General features: G+C 32.4%; 13 protein-coding genes. 10 read left to right on the top strand and 3 right to left on the bottom strand.

Annotated elements, in window-relative coordinates:
- Nucleotides 1-9 precede the first annotated feature (9 nt).
- Nucleotides 10-3,714 (bottom strand): metallophosphoesterase, encoded by a 3,705-nt coding sequence (locus tag ACZ451_RS07985; RefSeq protein ID WP_464216592.1) that lies wholly within the window; start codon nt 3,712-3,714, stop codon nt 10-12.
- Between the two features lie 57 nt (nt 3,715-3,771).
- On the opposite strand from ACZ451_RS07985, the gene ACZ451_RS07980 reads away from it, so the two are divergent.
- From ACZ451_RS07980 to ACZ451_RS07970, 3 genes are read left to right on the top strand one after another with little or no spacing between them, the layout of a single operon-like run.
- A complete protein-coding gene (locus ACZ451_RS07980; protein WP_464216591.1) occupies nt 3,772-4,962 on the top strand; it encodes a Pycsar system effector family protein in 1,191 nt (396 codons plus the stop codon).
- Nucleotides 4,963-4,977: 15 nt separating this feature from the next.
- A complete protein-coding gene (locus tag ACZ451_RS07975) occupies nt 4,978-5,802 on the top strand; it encodes a ThuA domain-containing protein (RefSeq protein WP_464216590.1) in 825 nt (274 codons plus the stop codon).
- A gap of 11 nt (nt 5,803-5,813) precedes the next feature.
- Nucleotides 5,814-6,554 (top strand): ThuA domain-containing protein, encoded by a 741-nt coding sequence (locus ACZ451_RS07970; RefSeq protein ID WP_464216589.1) that lies wholly within the window; start codon nt 5,814-5,816, stop codon nt 6,552-6,554.
- A 7-nt stretch (nt 6,555-6,561) separates the two neighbouring features.
- On the opposite strand, the gene ACZ451_RS07965 is transcribed toward ACZ451_RS07970, so the two are convergent.
- Nucleotides 6,562-8,919, bottom strand: coding sequence for a GAF domain-containing protein (locus ACZ451_RS07965; RefSeq protein WP_464216911.1), 2,358 nt, complete (start codon nt 8,917-8,919; stop codon nt 6,562-6,564).
- 136 nt (nt 8,920-9,055) lie between these two features.
- On the opposite strand from ACZ451_RS07965, the gene ACZ451_RS07960 reads away from it, so the two are divergent.
- The 7 genes from ACZ451_RS07960 (at nt 9,056) to ACZ451_RS07930 (ending at nt 17,344) form a co-directional block, all read left to right on the top strand.
- Nucleotides 9,056-9,952, top strand: a complete 897-nt coding sequence (locus ACZ451_RS07960) for a metallophosphoesterase family protein (protein ID WP_464216588.1) — start codon at nt 9,056-9,058, stop codon at nt 9,950-9,952.
- 314 nt (nt 9,953-10,266) lie between these two features.
- Complete coding sequence (locus tag ACZ451_RS07955) at nt 10,267-12,291, top strand: PKD domain-containing protein (RefSeq protein WP_464216587.1); 2,025 nt, start codon at nt 10,267-10,269, stop codon at nt 12,289-12,291.
- 213 nt (nt 12,292-12,504) lie between these two features.
- Complete coding sequence (locus tag ACZ451_RS07950; protein WP_464216586.1) at nt 12,505-13,626, top strand: Zn-dependent alcohol dehydrogenase; 1,122 nt, start codon at nt 12,505-12,507, stop codon at nt 13,624-13,626.
- 39 nt (nt 13,627-13,665) lie between these two features.
- A complete protein-coding gene (locus tag ACZ451_RS07945) occupies nt 13,666-14,490 on the top strand; it encodes an alpha/beta hydrolase (protein ID WP_464216585.1) in 825 nt (274 codons plus the stop codon).
- Between the two features lie 99 nt (nt 14,491-14,589).
- On the top strand, nt 14,590-15,744 hold the full coding sequence (locus tag ACZ451_RS07940; protein WP_464216584.1) for a cytochrome P450: 1,155 nt from the start codon (nt 14,590-14,592) through the stop codon (nt 15,742-15,744).
- Between the two features lie 19 nt (nt 15,745-15,763).
- Nucleotides 15,764-16,078, top strand: a complete 315-nt coding sequence (locus ACZ451_RS07935) for a 2Fe-2S iron-sulfur cluster-binding protein (protein WP_464216583.1) — start codon at nt 15,764-15,766, stop codon at nt 16,076-16,078.
- Nucleotides 16,079-16,087: 9 nt separating this feature from the next.
- Entirely contained in the window at nt 16,088-17,344 is a 1,257-nt protein-coding gene (locus ACZ451_RS07930) for an NAD(P)/FAD-dependent oxidoreductase (protein WP_464216582.1), read from the top strand.
- Between the two features lies 1 nt (nt 17,345).
- Here the strand turns inward: ACZ451_RS07930 and ACZ451_RS07925 are convergent, their stop codons facing one another.
- Complete coding sequence (locus ACZ451_RS07925) at nt 17,346-18,242, bottom strand: AraC family transcriptional regulator (RefSeq protein ID WP_464216581.1); 897 nt, start codon at nt 18,240-18,242, stop codon at nt 17,346-17,348.
- Nucleotides 18,243-18,329 lie beyond the last annotated feature (87 nt).

Genomic DNA, 18,329 nt, shown 5'->3' with positions numbered 1-18,329 from the left:
CCTTATAAATTAAAACCCAAAACCTACTCCAAAAGTAAAACGCGGACCATCCTCACTATTAAAAAGTGCTAAATTTATAGATAGTAAATCTGCACCATTTAAGAAAAAACCTCCTCCATAAGAGGTATGCCAAACACTAGAACTTACATTAGCTTGCCATACTCTACCATAATCAAAACCACCATAAATACCTAATGAGGTAGGCAAAATACTAGTTTTAAACCTTTTTAAACTATACCTAAGATCTGTATTTTGATAGAAGGATTTTTTACCTGTAAAACGCTGATTTCTAAAACCACGTAAACCATCTACTCCACCAATACTTGCCGCTTGGTAGAATTCAAAATCATCTCCTATATTAAAATGTGCTTTGGCTAAAGTAGCCAAAACCAAACGCCCATCTGAGCTAATTTTATAGTCAAAACCCAAACTAGGAATTACATATCCAAAATCGCCTTGTGTTGTTTCTCTTTTATACCCCAAATGTAATGCCGTAGACATCCCCAACGTAGGGAAAGCTTCATTATCCTTATTTTTATAGGTGTATTCTGCATCTACACCCACAAATTGCTGTTTTGTTTCTGCACCGTTTTGCTGAAAAAAGGTATTTATAAACCGATCTGTTGTTGCTTCTACTCCTACAGATTCAAAAGATACTCCAGCTCTAAATTTTGCTCCAAGTTCTCCCCTCCAAACTAAAGAGGGTGCTATTTTTATAGTTTCTAAACGTACTCTATTAAAATCTAAACCTAAATCATCATCCAAATTCTCTGTATCGTTACCAAATCCAAAGAAATTCATAGCAAAATTAGGACTTGTAAAACGGGTTGCGATTTCTAAATTCCAATTTTCAAAAACATGGGCAAATTCTCCTTTATAAGCAAGTTCAAAACCACTAGTAGCAAAATAAAAGGCTCCATTAATATGGTGTTGCTGTGTAAAGGGGTTTTGCCTAAAACCATTAAACGTATACGCATTAGCAAATCCTATTTTTAACCCATCATCTGGATTAAAACCTATTGTTGGTAAAAACTGATTTACACTCTTTTTTATTCGTAATGGAGCATAGGTATTTACACTATAATCATCTGTTAATTTTACTCTTGCTCCTTTAACATTTTTAAGGTTATTTTTTTTGCTTTTGTAATCATATAAGGTAATCCCGCTTCCTTTTTCAATATCATAGATATCATCATTGAGCCCTCCAATTAATCTTACTTTAATTTTATTCTTTTCCCCTTTTACCTCAAAAGTGTCATCATCATCTAAACCGTATACCCAAATTTCTTTAGTAGTATTGCTTGTAAATTTTTTAGAGAAAAAGTTTCTTTCTTTTTTCCCTTTCATGTTTCTAAAAACTGTTACTTGGGTTTCATTTTTATTGAGTTGCGATATCTCAAACCAATCATCCTTATCTGTACCAACTACGACAGCATATTTATTAAGTATTTCAAAATACTCTTGTGCAGTAGCATCAATCGTTTTTACTCTAGCTAATAATATTCTTTTAATTTCTGCAATGGTTTCATCTCTTACTTCTTCTGGAAAATTAAGAAAAGCATTATCAATAACTTCTTCTGTAATATTTTCTTGTATAATCTTAGCTTGTTCTAACCATTGTGCTCTTGTTGTTTTTGCCAAAATAATATTGTCTAACACATAGGTTTTTGGGGAAGAATTTAAGCCTTTAACACTTCTAATTTCTTCTTTAAAACCTTCCATTAAACGTAAGCCTGGTATGGCTCTACTTGCAAATGACATTAATAAACCATCTCCCATTATAGAAAAAGCCTGATCTCTATCTCTTGGCAGCGGTTTATAGACTACCTTTTTACTGTCTTTTTCTTTAAACTCTGCCCAACGCCATTGGTCTACATGCCTATCCCAATCACCAATTGCCATATCAAAAAGTCTTGCTCTTATATACATTTCAGCATCAACAGAGTATTTTTCATCCATCCGAAGTCTTTTCAGCATGTCATCTGTACTTTTTAACTCATTAGCATATCCAAAGCTTTTTAAATCTCCATGATTATCCCCCGCATGTTCTTCTATCATATACAATTCATCGCCATAATCACTATTATAACCTCCTAAACTATTTTGCTTAGGCACATAATACAGCACAGGATTGGTATGGTAAATACCTACTGCATCAGATAAATCTCCAATAGTAAAAGGAGCATAAGGGTGGCCACCGGTATAAAAATCTTGGAGTATATTTTTGGTAAATGTATCGTCTAAATCATCAATAATATAATTGTCTTGAAAAGCAATAGATTGCAAATACAAGCCTGCACTTTTCCGTAACGCTCGCATCACATACTCTTTTCCATTTTTATCTCTTAATCGCAATGATTTAGATTGATGTCCTCCCCCTTTTTTTACAGGTACTAATCCTCCAAATAATGTATCTAAAGTAACTGTAGGCGCAGCAACTTTTACTCCATAATACTTTCTATAGCGTTCTCCCCAAATGGTTTTAAAAAAATTTGTTTTGGTGATTTCTTCTTCTGTATAAATGGATGCTTTTACTTTTTTAGGGAAAACTGTGGTATAATTTTTCTTATTTTTTACTTGGTCTGAAGCCAACACCTCCGTTCCAAATAAAAACTGTTCTTTATCATCTTCATCAATACCAAAATACCTAACTTTAGAGGAACCATCTACATAAACCTCTAATACTGCATAACCCATTTTACCAGTAGAGAACTTGCTTCCATTAAGCAAACGCGTATATCCTTTTTTTGCTCCAGCACCACTCACAATTTGTGGTGTGTTTTTTTCTACAATGTATTGTAATGAATGCTCATGCCCAGATGCGAAAATGACATTTTTAGAAAACTGTGCTAAAGTAGTGAGCCTATTTACAAGTGTTGTGTATCTTTTATTGTTTAAATCTTCAGTAGAAGCTCCAGAAGTTTTACGCAATACGTTTACAAAACTTCCTAATATTGGCAAAGGTACTTTAGCATGCCCAATATAAAACTGTTCTTTAAATGAAGATTGCCCACCGTGTATGCCATAGGAGGTCATAGGGTGATGCATTGCAATAATGGTAGTTTTTCCTCTGTTGCCTTTAATTTCGTCTTCTAATTCTACAAAAAACTTTTCTCTGCTTTTTATCTCACAGTTATCATTCATCCCAGGGTGTTTATCCCAATCGGTTAAATACCACTCTGTATCAATAACTATCACAACAATTTCATCTGTAATAGTTATGGTTTTTATAGGGCAGCCATCTTCTGGAAAGAATACATTTTTACTATTTAATGCTTTTTGAATGTATTTTTGTTCTCGTTTTAAACCTTTTAAACCATTGTTATACCAATCGTGATTTCCTGGAATAAAAAAGGTATTGCCTTTAAAATTTTCTAAAGTATTTAGCTGTGCATCTATGTGATTGATAGCGTCGACTCTATCTGAACCCGAAGCAGATTTACTGGGTAAACCCTTCGGATATATATTATCACCTAAAAAAATTGCCGTACTATTCTTATCAGCTTTATTTAATATTGTTTTAAAGCTTTTTAATGCTGGGTTTAGCCCACCTTTTGGAGATAATCCTGCATCACCAATTAAATAAAATGTATGGGAAATTTCCTTAGTAGTTGCAATATCTATAGCTTTCGTTTTATCTATATACTTAGCTTTATAGGTAGCACAGCTGCTACATAGAAAAATAAAAAAGCTTATGAAATAATATTTTTTCATTCTGATGCTCTTAGTACTATTTTTTTGTAATTTGGAAAACTTAATAATAGTTCATCTATGTTAGATATTATAGCTAAAACAGAATCTTTTGCAACGAATCTTTTAACAAATTCGTTAGATACAAAATATTTATATCATAACTTACGTCATACCCAACGTGTAGTCAAAAGTACCAAAGAATTATTAGATTTCTATGCCTTGGATGACAAAGAAAATGAAATATTACTTTTAGCCGCATGGTTGCATGATACAGGTTATACCAAAGGTTCTCAAAACCATGAAGAAACAAGTACTCTCATTGCAGATGATTTTTTAAAAGAATTAGATTATGATTCCGCTGCCATAGAAAAAGTAAAATCTTTAATACTGGCCACAAAAAGGTATTATGAGCCAAAAAATTTGTCTGAAGAAATTATTAGAGATGCTGATTCGTCTCATTTTGGAAAAAAAAGTTATTCAGAAACTTGCGAACAACTTCGCAAAGAGCTAAAAAATTTAAACATTGCTAATTATTCTGCTAGAGAATGGATGAAACTTAATGTTGTAATGTTTAAAGAGGAACATCAATTTTATACAGATTACGCAAAAAATAATTGGCAAGCTGGCAAAGAAAAAAATTTAAAAAGACTTACTAAAAATTTAAATTTAGAAAAAGAGATTTCTAAAAAAGAAGCCATTAAAGCAAAATACAAAAATGAAAGCCCGGACAGAGGTATACAAACCTTATTTAGAGTTACATTAAGAAACCATTTAACTTTAAGTAATATTGCTGATACTAAGGCAAATATTTTACTTTCTGTAAATGCCATCATTATATCACTTGCACTTTCTAACTTAATTCCAAAATTAGATAATCCGTCTAATGATTATCTTATTTACCCAACTGTGATCTTTGTTTTCTTTAGCGTTATCTCTATGGTTTTGGCCGTTTTAGCAACAAGACCAAATGTTACTAGCGGTCAGTTTACTAAAGATGATGTGAAAAATAAAAAAGTAAACCTCTTATTTTTTGGAAATTTTCATAAAATGAGCCTTAGAGATTATGAATGGGCTATAGATGAACTTACAAAAGATAAGGAATACATTTATAGTAGTTTAACCAAAGATCTTTATTTTTTGGGTCTAGTTTTAAATAGGAAATACACTATTTTAAGATGGACCTATACTATTTTCATGATCGGCATGGTGGCTTCTGTAATCGCTTTTGCAATTGCATTTCGATTTTTTGGTCCAGATAGGGTTTTGTAAGAATAGTACAGATCAATGAAATTATTAAAACTATTTAATATAAAAGCTTATAACATTGCTAGCGCCACGATACTATGCTTTGTTCTTTCTAATTATTGTACAATACATGCCCAAATTAAACCTAAAGTTTTAATTTTTTCTAAAATGACAGGGTATGTGCATCCAACAACACCTGGTAAAGTAGCAAATTTTACAAAGCTCTTAGAACAACATAATTTTAGTGTTACTCATACAGATAGCACTTCTGTTTTCACAATTAACGCCTTAAAAGAATATGCTACGCTCATCTTTATAGATAATAGTGGTGATTTATTTACTGATCAACAACGAGCTGCTCTAGTAAAATATATAAATAATGGTGGGGGTTGGGTTGGCATCCATGCTACATCAACTGCTGAATTAGATTGGGAATGGTTTGATGGTTTAGTAGGAGCGCGTTTTAAAGGGCATCCTTGGTTCCAAAATGGAACTGTTACAATAAAAAACACAAAACATCCTATTGTTAAAAAATTACCTAAATCATGGCATCGCGAAGATGAATGGTATTATTGGACAAAACCTATAAAAAAAGTAACTGTACTTTTAGAAATTGGAGAAACGCGTTGGTATGGAGATGATATTATACAAGAACATAGATCTGGTATTATCCCTAAGAAACATATTCCTAAAAAGAACACTCCAGAAAGTGTTATTCCACCTCATCCCATAGCATGGTGTCATAAATACGATGGCGGAAGAGCATTTTATACTGCAATGTGCCATTTTGAAGAAACAATGATAGAACCCGAGATAGCGCAACTACTTTTAAATGCTATTAGATGGACAGCAAAACTAAAATAAGAACACTTTTTATGAAACCATTATACCTTACTTGTTTCATTGTTTTCTTTTGTTTATTTGTTACACAACCAATTGAAGCCAAAGTAAAAACAGCAACAAAAGTGCTTATTTTTACTAAAACGTATAAAGCATACAGGCATACTTCTATAGAAAAATCTGTAATTTCTTTAACCAAGCTATTACAGAAAAATAAAATTATTGCAGATACTACAGAAGATGCTACCTTATTTAATGCTGAAAACCTAAAGCAATACGATGCTGTTATTTTTATGAATACTGGTGGCGCCATTTTAAATGATGCTCAAAAAGTAGCTTTTGTAACTTATATTAATAATGGTGGTGGTTTTTTAGGAATGCATGCCGCTTCACATACTTTACGAGACTGGCCATGGTTTACTGGTTTGTTAGGCGCTGTATTAAAATATGATGAGGATCCATTACCAGGAACGCTAACGGTAGTCAACAAAAAACATTTAGCTACAAAGAAACTTCCAAAATCTTGGGTACGGACAGACCAATGGATGCAATTTATAAAGCCTCCAAAAAATGTAACTATTTTACTTAGTATTGATGGTACAGCTTTAGGCAAATACACTATGGAGAGCAGTAACTACCCTGTATCATGGTACCATGAATATGATGGAGGACGCTCCTTTTACACTACATTTGGGCATGACGATTATTACAACGAACCAGAATTTTCTAATCACATTCTAGGAGCTGTTAAGTGGGTTGCAGGATTAAAACGATAAATCTAAATTAATTCTTTAGCGCTTCCATTAAATCATCATAGGTATATGTTTTCTTTGTTTTATTTGCTTCAATGGTATACTGTATATCTGCTCTAATAGCTTTTAAACCTGCTACGCCTTGCAAACCTTGTAATTCTACAATCTCTACTTTACCCGTAAAGTATCCTTTAGATTTTAAAAATTTAATATAACGCAAATACTCTAATTCATCTTTTTTCTGAGAATACACAATCACCATTTTACCTGCTTGTGTAAGGCGCTCATTTGTACCTTTTATATAGGATTTGTCAATACGTTTTTTAATAATTTCATAGCGGGCATTGTAGGTTCCGTCTACATCAAAACGTTTTTCATCCATCCTAAACCGAATCGATAGAGAAGCATTGTGTACTAATATTAGTGATGCCACATCTAAAGGCACCATAAGTTTTGGTTTTAAAGAGTAATGCACATTTTCCATTTCACACATCACCTGTAATTGCCATAACCTTAAGTTATTTAAATAAATAGGATCATAATTTTTGGTCTCAGAAATACTATTGCCAACATACATATTGTGCTCTATTCCGTCTGTTTTATAACGTTCAAAATAGTGCGGAAACATTTCTTGGGCTTCTTCTTGTTTTTGATCAATAACAGCAACTAATTTCTTATTAATTTCCATGACACTCTCATCATAATTTTTTCTATGGTCATAATAAGAATTACTTTCTCCATCAATTAAATTTTCATAGGCCGTAATTGAAACCAACATGTTTTTGTCTTTCTTTAAATGTTTAAAAACAGGTTTTATTTCATGTTGCATAAAATCAGAAATAGTTTGCTCACTATTTGTGTGTAATGCTTCTTTTATAGATCCTATGTGGTTATTTATTCTAAATATCAGTTCTTCATAAAAAGGTAATTTATACTGTTCTAAGGCTTCTAATAATATCTTTTTTACTTCTGCAAGTTGAATTGATAAATCTCTTTGAATAGCAATGTTTCTAGATTTTGAAGAATCTTTGATATCTATTTGTCCATATAGTGGATGTACATCTTTAAAAGTAATTTCTTTAAATGATGTTTGTTTATCTTCTAATCCATTCTTAATAAACTTTTTTGCTTCATCTCTAAAACGCCAGTATACAGAGTTATGTATAGAAGTACATTCGTTTTGAATAACAGCATCTATTAAATTTTCTTCTTCAATTTTAGAACGTAAAACCGCAGATACAATATATGGCATTATATCTTCTAGCTTATGTGCATTAACACTATTCAGTGCATTTATTTTTGTAGATACTAATTCTAAAACACCTAACAGCTTACCATTATCAGCTATAGGCGCTAAAATAGCACTTTTTATGCCTTGTTCTTTTAAATTTTTATAGGGTGCTGTACCTCCAGATAAATCATAATATTTATCTACATTGGCAATAGCAAAATAATCGTTCTGATTTAAAAGCTTCTCATAAGAACCTTGGCATAATGCATCTTCACAAGATTCTTTTTCTCTTTTATTTAATATAAAACTTTGCATTCCTTTCCCCGGAACTTTTTCAAATTTATTTTCTTTTGGATCATAAGTAGCAAAGCCAACTTTGATATTTGGCAGATTAAAAAATGATTTAAATGTCTCTTGTAAATCATCCATAAAATTATCGTTACCCCTTTTATCACTTGCGATAAGATTAGATTTTATTTCAGAAATAGAATGTTCCGCAGTAACATCAAACAGATTAGAGATTACAAAACCCTTAGTAATAAAGCTATTTGGCGGTATTTTTTCTTTCCATAACGCTATATTATCAAAATTCTCTAATAATTCATCAAAATCTTCATTCGTAAGTTTTTTAGCGTGTTCTGTTGGCAAAATTTCCATAAAATCTGCATTATACAGAATTCTATAATGACGCATTACACCATTAGCATCTGGTATATCGTAGAAAAAAGGCCTTCTAAAATCGATAGGGAACCCATAATGAAAATTTAAAATAACGCTACATGCTGCCATATACATATGGTCTTCTGGCATATTACGCATTTCCGGAACAAAGCCTTCTTTATCTGTATTCTCAATTATTTTTTGAAAGCGTTTAGATTCATTAAAAGTAGTATTATTGTATGGTAATGATGCTACTTTAATTTCGTTATTGGTCAATACTTCAGAAAATACGTCATCTAAGATCACCTTAATAATATCCTGATACTTTTCTAATAATAAAGGATCTGAAAAACCTTCTCTAAGCTCAGGATAAGGTGCTTGTACTTCTAAAACATGCTTTGCTTTAGCAGCTAAATATGTATTGTCGCTTTTTGCCATATCATCATAGCGTTGCAACAATTTATTAAAACTAATTAAGTGTATGATGGGTGACTCCATTTGTTTGTTTGCTTCGGTTACCTTAATTACCTTAGTCTGTATTACTTGCTTAAAGTTACAAAAGTTATTGCATAATTTTTTTATAAATATTGTATCCATTCATTGCTTTTTTAGATATTTATAAAAAATTACATTTATGTCATCATATCATAGGCTATCCAGGGCATATAAAAATGCTAAAGTTATTTCTTTTGATGACACTTCTAAGTTTATTCTATTTAGTGATTGCCATAGAGGTGACAATAGTTTTGCTGATGATTTTGCAAATAATAGAAATATCTATTTCCACGCTTTACAACATTACTTTAGTAGAGGCTTTCAATATTGTGAATTAGGTGATGGTAATGAGTTGTGGGAAAATTTACATTTCGATTCTATTTTTAAGGCACATAAAAATGTTTTTATGCTATTGCGAGAATATCATTTGCAAAACAGATTGCATATGATATGGGGAAATCATGATATGCTATACAGGCAACAAAAATATGTAGACAAACATTTTGCCACCTATTTTGATCCTGTAGATGGTGTAGAAAAAGATTTTTTAAAAGAATTAACCTATAGCGAGGGTATTGTTTTAAAACACGCAAATACAAACCAAGAATTATTTTTAGCACACGGGCATCAGGCAGATTGGTGGAATTATAATTTTTGGAAATGGGGTAGATTTTTAGTTCGTGTTTTATGGAAACCATTACAAGTTTGGGGTATTGCAGATCCAACTAGCCCTGCTAAAAATTACACCGAATTAATTAAAGTAGAACGCCGTATTAAAAAATGGATTGTAACGCATCAAAAATGCATTACTATTGTAGGACATACACATAGGCCACGTTTCCCTAAACCTGGGGATATTCCATTTTTCAATGATGGGAGTTGCGTACATCCAAGAAGCATCACAGGAATAGAAATTGAACAGGGAACTATATCACTTATAAAATGGCATATAGCCACTTCTAAAGACGGTACATTAAAAGTAAATAGGGTTATTTTAGAAGGTCCACAAAAACTATCAAATTATAAATTATCATAAAAAGAGTTTGTTAAATCAATATCTGTTTCAAAATTTTGATCTACTTTAGAACATACTTACTTGTGTTAAGTAAGGTTATTTTTATTACAAATAGGATTCAAAAAAATTAGACTTCTTTAATTATTCAAAAAAATGATAAGAATTTTAAACCAAATTAATTTAAAATTTAAAATTTCTTCATTTAAAGTAAAAAATATGAGAAACGTTAATAAAATTAACAAATCACACATATGTTCTATTTAAAAAAACATTTGTTTTGGTATTTTACTCTAATAAGTTACATATTTGCTACACTAACTCAAAATCAATTTTTTATGAAAAGAATGACAATACGAAATGTAAGGTTTATGGCAGTTGCCGTAATCCTATCTTTATTTATGTTAAACTCATGTGATGAAGAAGATGAAGGGGGTGTTCCTGGCGATATTTCAGAAATAAATGGAGTAATATCTGTTAACCAAGATCTTGCTTTTACAGGAGAGTCTTTAACATACAATCTTAGTGCTGAAAATATATCTTCATACGCATGGACGTTCACAGGTGGAAGTCCAGAATCATCAGTAGAGGCTAATCCACTAGTTTCTTATGCTGCAGCTGGCACTTACGAAACTAGTGTAACAGTTGTAACAACAGATAATAGAGAATTTATAGGAAGAATTAATGTTAGAGTCTTTGATAGAACCGAAGCAGCATTTATGTCTGACACTACTACAGTTGAAGAAGGCGCTCAGGTAGTTTTTAGAAGTACAAGTTCTTCAAATGAAAACATATTTTGGACTTTTGAAGGTGGTTCACCTGCAACATCCAGAGAGCCTGAAGTAACAGTTACTTATAATACTCCGGGAACTTATGATGTTTCGCTTAGATCTACATTAAATGATCAACAAGCAACTACTACGGAAATTGATTTTATTGAAGTACTTCCCCTAGCAGTTCCTACATTTACAGCAAGTGCAACTTTAATAAGCCAGACAGAGTCTGTTACTTACACAAATACAACTCCAACAGCAGACGCAACTCTACTTTGGACCTTTACAGGTGGTGATATTAGTTCATCAACTGAAAATGAAGTTATTGTTACATACCCAGATTCAGGAGAATTTGATGTTACTTTGGAAGTAACTAAAAATGGTATTACTAGAACATTGGAACAAACAGATTTTGTAACAGTCGTTGATATTGCAATTTTAGAATCTGCTGAATCTACTCCAGATGGAACACAAGTTATATTAACTTATAATTTACCATTAAATGATCCTTCTGGGGAAACAATAACTGTAGCAGTAGATGGGGTAAATTCTCCTATAACATCTATAGCAGCTGATCCAACTGATGCATCAATAATTGTTCTTACTTTAGAAACTCCAATAGATTCTGATACAGCAACAATCACAGCAACGTATGCGAATCCAGTAATCACTACTGTAGACGGTGGTACAGTTCCTGCATTTACAGATCAAGCAGTTGTAAATAATTTTATCCCTCCAGTTATTCCTCAGCTTTTAACTGCAGAATCTTCTGTAGGAGGTAGTCAAATAATTTTAACATATGATCAGTTGTTAAATGATCCATCTGGAGAAACAATAACTGTTGCAGTAGATGGAATGGATACACCAGTAGCTTCAATAGCGCTTGATCCTAATGATGCTTCAATAATTATTATCACTTTAACAAATCGAATAAATTCAAGTACTCCAGTAATTACGGCAACTTATGCTAATCCTGGAATTACTAGTCAAGCTGGTGTAGCAGTACCTCCGTTCATGGGACAAGCTGTGAACAATAATTACATTCCTCCAGTAGACATATTCCTTCCAAGTGCTAATCCTACATTTGAAGATCCAAATGTTGTATGGGGAATATTCCAAGGTGGACAACCTGGTGGAATAACTCCAGGAACATCAGTTGCTAATGCAGCTCCTCTTGGAATGGGTAATCCAAGTAGTTTGGCATTAACAGTTACCACACCAGAACTAGCATCAGGTGAACGTAGATTTGAGATTTTTGCCCCAGGTGGTGGTAATCGCCCAACAATACCAGGCGGTGCTCAACTTATGATCAGCTTTGATTATAACGTACCAGCAGCTTGGACTGGTCTTGAAATGAATTACAGAATAGTTGGTGGTGGTAATGCATTCAATTTTTTCAGAGCGTTTATTGGTCCAAATCAATTAACTAGAGATGGAAATTGGCACACATTTACAGCAGTTATAGGTCCTGATGGAGGCGCACCTGCAGATTTTCCAGGGCGTTTACAATTCCAAATTAATACTTCAGCTGGAATAGATTCTCAAACAATTCAGTTTGATAATTTCCAGATATTACCCATATTACCTTAATTAAAATTAGATAATTAAAATAATTAAAATAAAGGCTGCAACATTTTGTTGCAGCCTTTTCTATGTTATTTGCATTTTATATTACTAAAGAAATTGTTTTAAAAATGTATAGTATTATTAATAAGCTCTTGAGAAAAAGTTAAAAAATAATATAATTTATTTATAAAAAAATCATTCAATATATTATATTGTCACACCAAACAAACGCAACATATGTTAGCAAAAGCAGCAATTACTGATGGTAAAGGAAATTTTACCATAGAAGACATTACAATACATACTCCTAGTAAAGATGAAGTTCTTGTAAAGATTATGGCTTCGGGTCTATGCCATACCGATCATGATTCTTTAACATGGGGAAGGCCTGTAATTTTAGGACATGAGGGAGCTGGTATCGTAGAAGAAGTAGGTCCAGAGGTTACTAGTGTTAAAAAAGGAGATAAAGTAATTTTAAACTGGGCTATACCCTGCGGAAGGTGCTTTCAATGTCAAGAACAAAATCAACACATTTGTGAAAACAACTCACCAGTAGTCGCTGGAGATGCATTACCAGATGGTGAGGTTTCTACAGGGCATGCCCATTTAGAAAGCACTATATGGAATGGAAAAGGAATAGAACGTTCTTTTAATATTGGAACACTTTCTACGCATACCGTTGTTAAAGAACAAGCTGTAGTAAAATACGAACATGCAATACCACATAGCTCCGCATCAATTATTGGTTGCGGTGTAATGACGGGTTATGGTTCTGCCGTAAATACTGCCAAAGTTACTGCCGGTTCTACAGTGGCTGTCATTGGAAATGGCGGCGTTGGATTAAATGTAATTCAAGGAGCACGCATTTCTGGTGCAAGAAAAATTATTGCCATAGATATCAATGAAAACCGTTTAGAAATGGCAAAGAAATTTGGAGCTACGCATACTGTTTTAGCTGACAGAAATGACAAAGGTTTAGTAGAAGCCACCAAAAAAGTAAAAGAAATTGCTGGAAATAACGGTACTGATTTTGCCTTTGAATGTACTGCTATCCCCGCATTAGGTGCTGCACCATTAGCTATGATTCGTAATGCAGGTACTGCGGTTCAAGTAAGTGGTATTGAAGAAGAAGTAACTATAGATATGCAATTATTTGAATGGGATAAAATTTACATCAATCCATTATACGGTAAATGTCGTCCACAAATTGATTTTCCTAAAATATTAGATCTATATGAAAAAGGAGATTTATTACTAGATGAAATGGTAACTACAACATATAAGTTTAATGATTTAGAGCAGGCTTTTAAAGACATGCTTTCGGGAAAAAATGCGAAAGGCGTCATTGTTTTTGAATAGGGTTTCTCCTTTTTAGTTTATTATTTAGCATCCAAAAAAATGGAAGAAAAAAAATCAAGATTCAGAACTACTGAGCTATCCGATTCAAAATTCGAATCAAATAATTTAAGATATATAACAGTTAAAAGTAAAAACTTAAATGGTAGAGGAGATATTTCGGTTTATGTACCAAAAACAGAACAACAAATTAAAGACTTACCTATTGTAGTTTTGCTTCATGGAGTTTACGGAAGTCATTGGATTTGGTCTCAAAAAACTGGTATTCACCTAAAAATGCAACAATGGATTGAAAATGGAGAAATAGAACCAATGCTCATTGCAATGCCATCTGATGGTTTATGGGGTGACGGAAGTGGCTATGTACCTCATACAACTCAAGATTTTGAAAAATGGATTGCATATACTGTTCCTAACGCTGTTAAAGAATTAATACCACAAGCAAGTGAAAATTCTAAACTCTTTATTGCAGGACTCTCTATGGGCGGATTTGGCGCCTTACGAATTGGTTTAAAACACCACAATAAATTCTCAGGTGTTTCTGGTTTGTCTTCTATAACTGTATTAGATGAAATGAAACTGTTTGTAGAAGAACCTCTTGCACTTTATAATCAAACAGAAAAGGAGAATGAATCTGTATACGCAACAGCTATGAAATACAAAGATAATTTACCACCTTTTAGGTTTGACTGCGGCTCAGAAGACCTATTGATTGAAGGAAATAGAACCCTACATAAAAAATTAAATGATGTGGGGATTTCTCATATTTACAAGGAAAACCCTGGAAAACACGAATGGATATATTGGGAAACATATATAAAAGAAACCATGTTGTTTTTTAATGAAATAGTAAAAAAATCAAATTAAAGTAAAGATATTATAGTTAAATAAATAGACAAAATAGTATAATTTATAATATAACAATCAACCTTACTTTGTATTAATTGTATTAACTTAGGAGTACTTATGAAAAATAGCGCATTACCAGACCCATTTAAAAAGGTAAGAGAAGAAAAAGGAATAGGTCATATGGATGACCAAAATGATCCTGTACAAATGGTTTTAGGTCATAAAGATGTTCGTAAATGTGCACACAACTTTAAAACATTTCAATCTGGAGCAAAACCTGGTCGTATTGTAATACCTTCAGAAGTGGCTATACGAGAAACTCGTCAGATTCCCTTTGAGTTAGATCCACCAGAGCATAAGGGCTTTAGAGATTTATTAGACCCCTGGTTTAAACGCCCTTTAGAAGAGAATTATCAAACACAATTAAAAGAACAAATAAGCACTTTAATTGATCGTGTTTTAGCTAAAGACTCTTTTGAAGTGATGGAAGACTTTGCATTGCGCTTACAATCTAACGCTTTAACGCTTCTTTTAAATACCCCTAAAGAGGAAGCTAAAGTTTGGATTGGTTGGGGTGGTCATGTCTTCCGTAGTGAAACTTCTGCGTTAGATGCTGACAAAGCCAATATCTTATATGATTATATCGATAAAGAAATAGATAAAGCAATTGCTAATCCAGGAAAAGATTTATACTCTGTTTTATTACATTCTGAAGTAGATGGCAAAAAGCTAACAAAAGAAGAAGTAAAAGGAGTGATGATTTTAACCTTTGCTGGAGGCAGAGACACTGTTATGAATGCCATAACCAATGCTATTGCTTATTTTTCTGAACATCCTGAAGCTTTAAAACAAATAAAAGAAAACCCAGAAATAACAGGTAATGCTGTAGAAGAACTTATCCGTTATTTTGCTCCACTAACCCAAATGGGTCGTGTAGCAACAGCAGATACACATGTTTGTGAACATGCCGTAAAAGCAGATACTAGAATTTCTTTATGCTGGGCCTCTGCAAATAGAGATGAGCGCGTTTTTGAAAATCCAAATGAAATTGTATTAGACCGTAAACTAAACCCTCATGTTAGTTTTGGTTTTGGAAAGCATAATTGTTTAGGAGCGACACACGCAAGACAGATTATGCAAATTTTATTGAATACTCTTTCAGAGAAAGTTGGTAGTATTGATCTGATTAAAGCAAAAGAAAATATAGAAGAATTGGGAGAATTTAAACGTAAAGTAGGTTATGATTCCTTAACCGTAAAATTTAACCGCTAACACATTAAAAAATTACATAATGGCAAAAATAACTTTTATAACCACAGAAAATGAAAGCATAACAGTTGAAGGTACTTCTGGTTCTGTAATGCAACTTGCAGTAGATAATGATATTGCTGGAATTGATGGCGATTGCGGAGGCGTATGCTCTTGTGCAACTTGCCATGTTCACGTAGCTGCTGAACATACTGAAAAGACTGGTGAAGCAAGTGAAATTGAAAAAGACATGCTAGAACTGGATGATTATGCAAATGAATATAGCCGATTATGCTGCCAAATAGAAATTAGTGATGCGCTAGACGGTGTTGTTTTGCAAGTAGCACAAAAAGACTAAAAAAGACTAATGACTGAAAATTTTTCAAAAGATAAAACTTGTGTTATTATTGGGGCAAGTCATGGAGGTGTAAATTTTGCATTCTCTTTACGAAAAGAAGGTTGGGAAGGAGATATTATACTCTATGATAAAGATCCTGTATTACCCTATCACCGCCCTCCCTTATCTAAAGCATATTTAACCAGTGATGATGCTATTGAAAAAAATCTTTTAAAATCTTCAGAAAGTTATGAGAAACAGAATATAACGCTAAAGCTTGGAGTTACCGTTACAGCCATCAATCGTATTGAAAAGACGATTACAATAGCTGAAAATAGCACTCAAGCCTACGATAAATTAGTAATTGCTTCTGGTGCTCGCCCTATTATCCCCCCAATAAAAGGAATTGATACTGCACATCATATATTTCCATTACGTACAGCTGGAGACGTTGAAAACATTCGTAAAGCAATAGAAGATAGCACACACAAACGTGTTGTTGTTATCGGTGGCGGTTATATTGGTTTAGAAACTGCCGCTTCGTTAAAAAAATTAGGCGCTTCAGTTACCGTCCTAGAGCGAGAAGAGCGTATTTTAGCTAGAGTTACAGCTCCAGAAATGTCAGCATTTTTTCAAAAAATACATGCTAAGAATAATGTTTCTGTATTAACAAATAAAAATGTAGTTTCAATTCATACCGCCAATGGACTAAATACGGTAAGCTGTTCTGATCATTCTAGTTATGAGGCAGATATCATTATTATTGGTGTTGGTATTCATGTTAATTCAGAACTAGCAAAAGAAGCCGGAATAGAAATTGAAAATGGTATTAAAGTAGATGAAACCGCTAGAACAAATGATGAAAACATCTACGCAATTGGTGATTGCACATTTCATTACAACCCACATTACAACCGTTATATAAGATTAGAATCTGTACAAAATGCAGTAGATCAAGCAAAAGTAGCTGCTTCTGCAATTTGTAATAAAAAACCTATTTACAATACAATTCCATGGTTTTGGTCAGACCAATATGATATTAAATTACAAATGGTAGGGCTATCAAATGGATACAACAAAGTATTAAGAAGAGATGAAGAAAGTGAACAAACTAAATTCTCTATTTGGTATTTTAAAGATGATACTTTATTAGCTGTAGATGCTATAAATAATGCTAAAGCATATGTTATAGGCACAAAATTTATAAAAGAAGGAAAGTTAATAGATCAATCTAAATTAATAGATTCCACTATAGATTTTAAACCTGTTCATTTACTGAAGGAGTAATTTATCTATTGCTCCCCTCAGACTTTCGGTAAGCAAATGGTGCAATTCCTACAATTTTTTTAAATTGTTTATTAAAATAAGGAACAGAATTATAACCACATTCAAAACTAATTTCTTTAATAGGAAAATCGGTATTTGCTAATAGCTTTTTAGCAAAGTCAACACGTACTTTATTTAAATAATTGGTAAAAGTATATTGTGTTTCATTTTTAAAATACCTACAAAAGGAAGATACCGTCATATTTGTCATTTTAGCACAAACATCAGCTGAAATATCTTCCTTATAATGCTCCATAATATACTCATGTATATTTAAAATACGACTGGATTTAAAATAAAAACTATCTTTAAAATATTCTTCAGATACTAATAATTCATAATCGGAGAGGTGGATTAAATCTAAAATTTTAATCAATTTTAATAATTGATCTATAGGTGATAGATTCGGTATTTGTTTTATTAATTCAATAATCTGTGTTTTATACTCACCTATAACTTTAATTCCTCTTTCTGCATTTCTAAATACTTTTCGTATTCCTTTTAATTCAGGAATATCAGCAAAATGAGACCCAAAAATATCTTTTTTAAACTGTAAGTATATGGATTCACAAAAAGCAGTTGAATCTTCCTCTAAATATTTTGGATCTGGAATCCAAGCATGTGGTAAGTATCCTCCCAACAACACCAAATCGTTTACTTCAAAATCTTCTCCGTGGTCACCTACCAAACGACGTCCGTTTCCACTTGTAATTAATAATAACTCAAACTCAGGATGATAATGCCAAGCTCCATTAAAATAAGGTTTATGATATACTCCTGTGTGAAAAGAAGAATCTTTAGTGTTTTCAATTTTTTCTAACGAAACCGCAATTTTATGATCTGTAGGTATTTGTTCCATAATATAAAAAGGGGTAATTTTATGCTAAAATAGTGTAATTTAAATCAATTTTAAGAACATACTTTTACAAGTATTCATTCCTAATTT

It is taken from the genome of Allocellulophaga tsushimaensis (assembly GCF_055383085.1).
Note: the sequence above shows the minus strand (reverse complement) of the source record. Positions and strands in the feature narration are given on the sequence as shown.

Excerpts from the sequence above, each read along its gene's own strand:
- ACZ451_RS07985 (WP_464216592.1), bottom strand. The coding sequence starts at position 3,714 with ATGAAAAAATATTATTTCATAAGCTTTTTTATTTTTCTATGTAGCAGC.
- ACZ451_RS07980 (WP_464216591.1), top strand. The coding sequence starts at position 3,772 with ATGTTAGATATTATAGCTAAAACAGAATCTTTTGCAACGAATCTTTTA.
- ACZ451_RS07975 (WP_464216590.1), top strand. The coding sequence starts at position 4,978 with ATGAAATTATTAAAACTATTTAATATAAAAGCTTATAACATTGCTAGC.
- ACZ451_RS07970 (WP_464216589.1), top strand. The coding sequence starts at position 5,814 with ATGAAACCATTATACCTTACTTGTTTCATTGTTTTCTTTTGTTTATTT.
- ACZ451_RS07965 (WP_464216911.1), bottom strand. The coding sequence starts at position 8,919 with ATGGAGTCACCCATCATACACTTAATTAGTTTTAATAAATTGTTGCAA.
- ACZ451_RS07960 (WP_464216588.1), top strand. The coding sequence starts at position 9,056 with ATGTCATCATATCATAGGCTATCCAGGGCATATAAAAATGCTAAAGTT.
- ACZ451_RS07955 (WP_464216587.1), top strand. The coding sequence starts at position 10,267 with ATGAAAAGAATGACAATACGAAATGTAAGGTTTATGGCAGTTGCCGTA.
- ACZ451_RS07950 (WP_464216586.1), top strand. The coding sequence starts at position 12,505 with ATGTTAGCAAAAGCAGCAATTACTGATGGTAAAGGAAATTTTACCATA.
- ACZ451_RS07945 (WP_464216585.1), top strand. The coding sequence starts at position 13,666 with ATGGAAGAAAAAAAATCAAGATTCAGAACTACTGAGCTATCCGATTCA.
- ACZ451_RS07940 (WP_464216584.1), top strand. The coding sequence starts at position 14,590 with ATGAAAAATAGCGCATTACCAGACCCATTTAAAAAGGTAAGAGAAGAA.
- ACZ451_RS07935 (WP_464216583.1), top strand. The coding sequence starts at position 15,764 with ATGGCAAAAATAACTTTTATAACCACAGAAAATGAAAGCATAACAGTT.
- ACZ451_RS07930 (WP_464216582.1), top strand. The coding sequence starts at position 16,088 with ATGACTGAAAATTTTTCAAAAGATAAAACTTGTGTTATTATTGGGGCA.
- ACZ451_RS07925 (WP_464216581.1), bottom strand. The coding sequence starts at position 18,242 with ATGGAACAAATACCTACAGATCATAAAATTGCGGTTTCGTTAGAAAAA.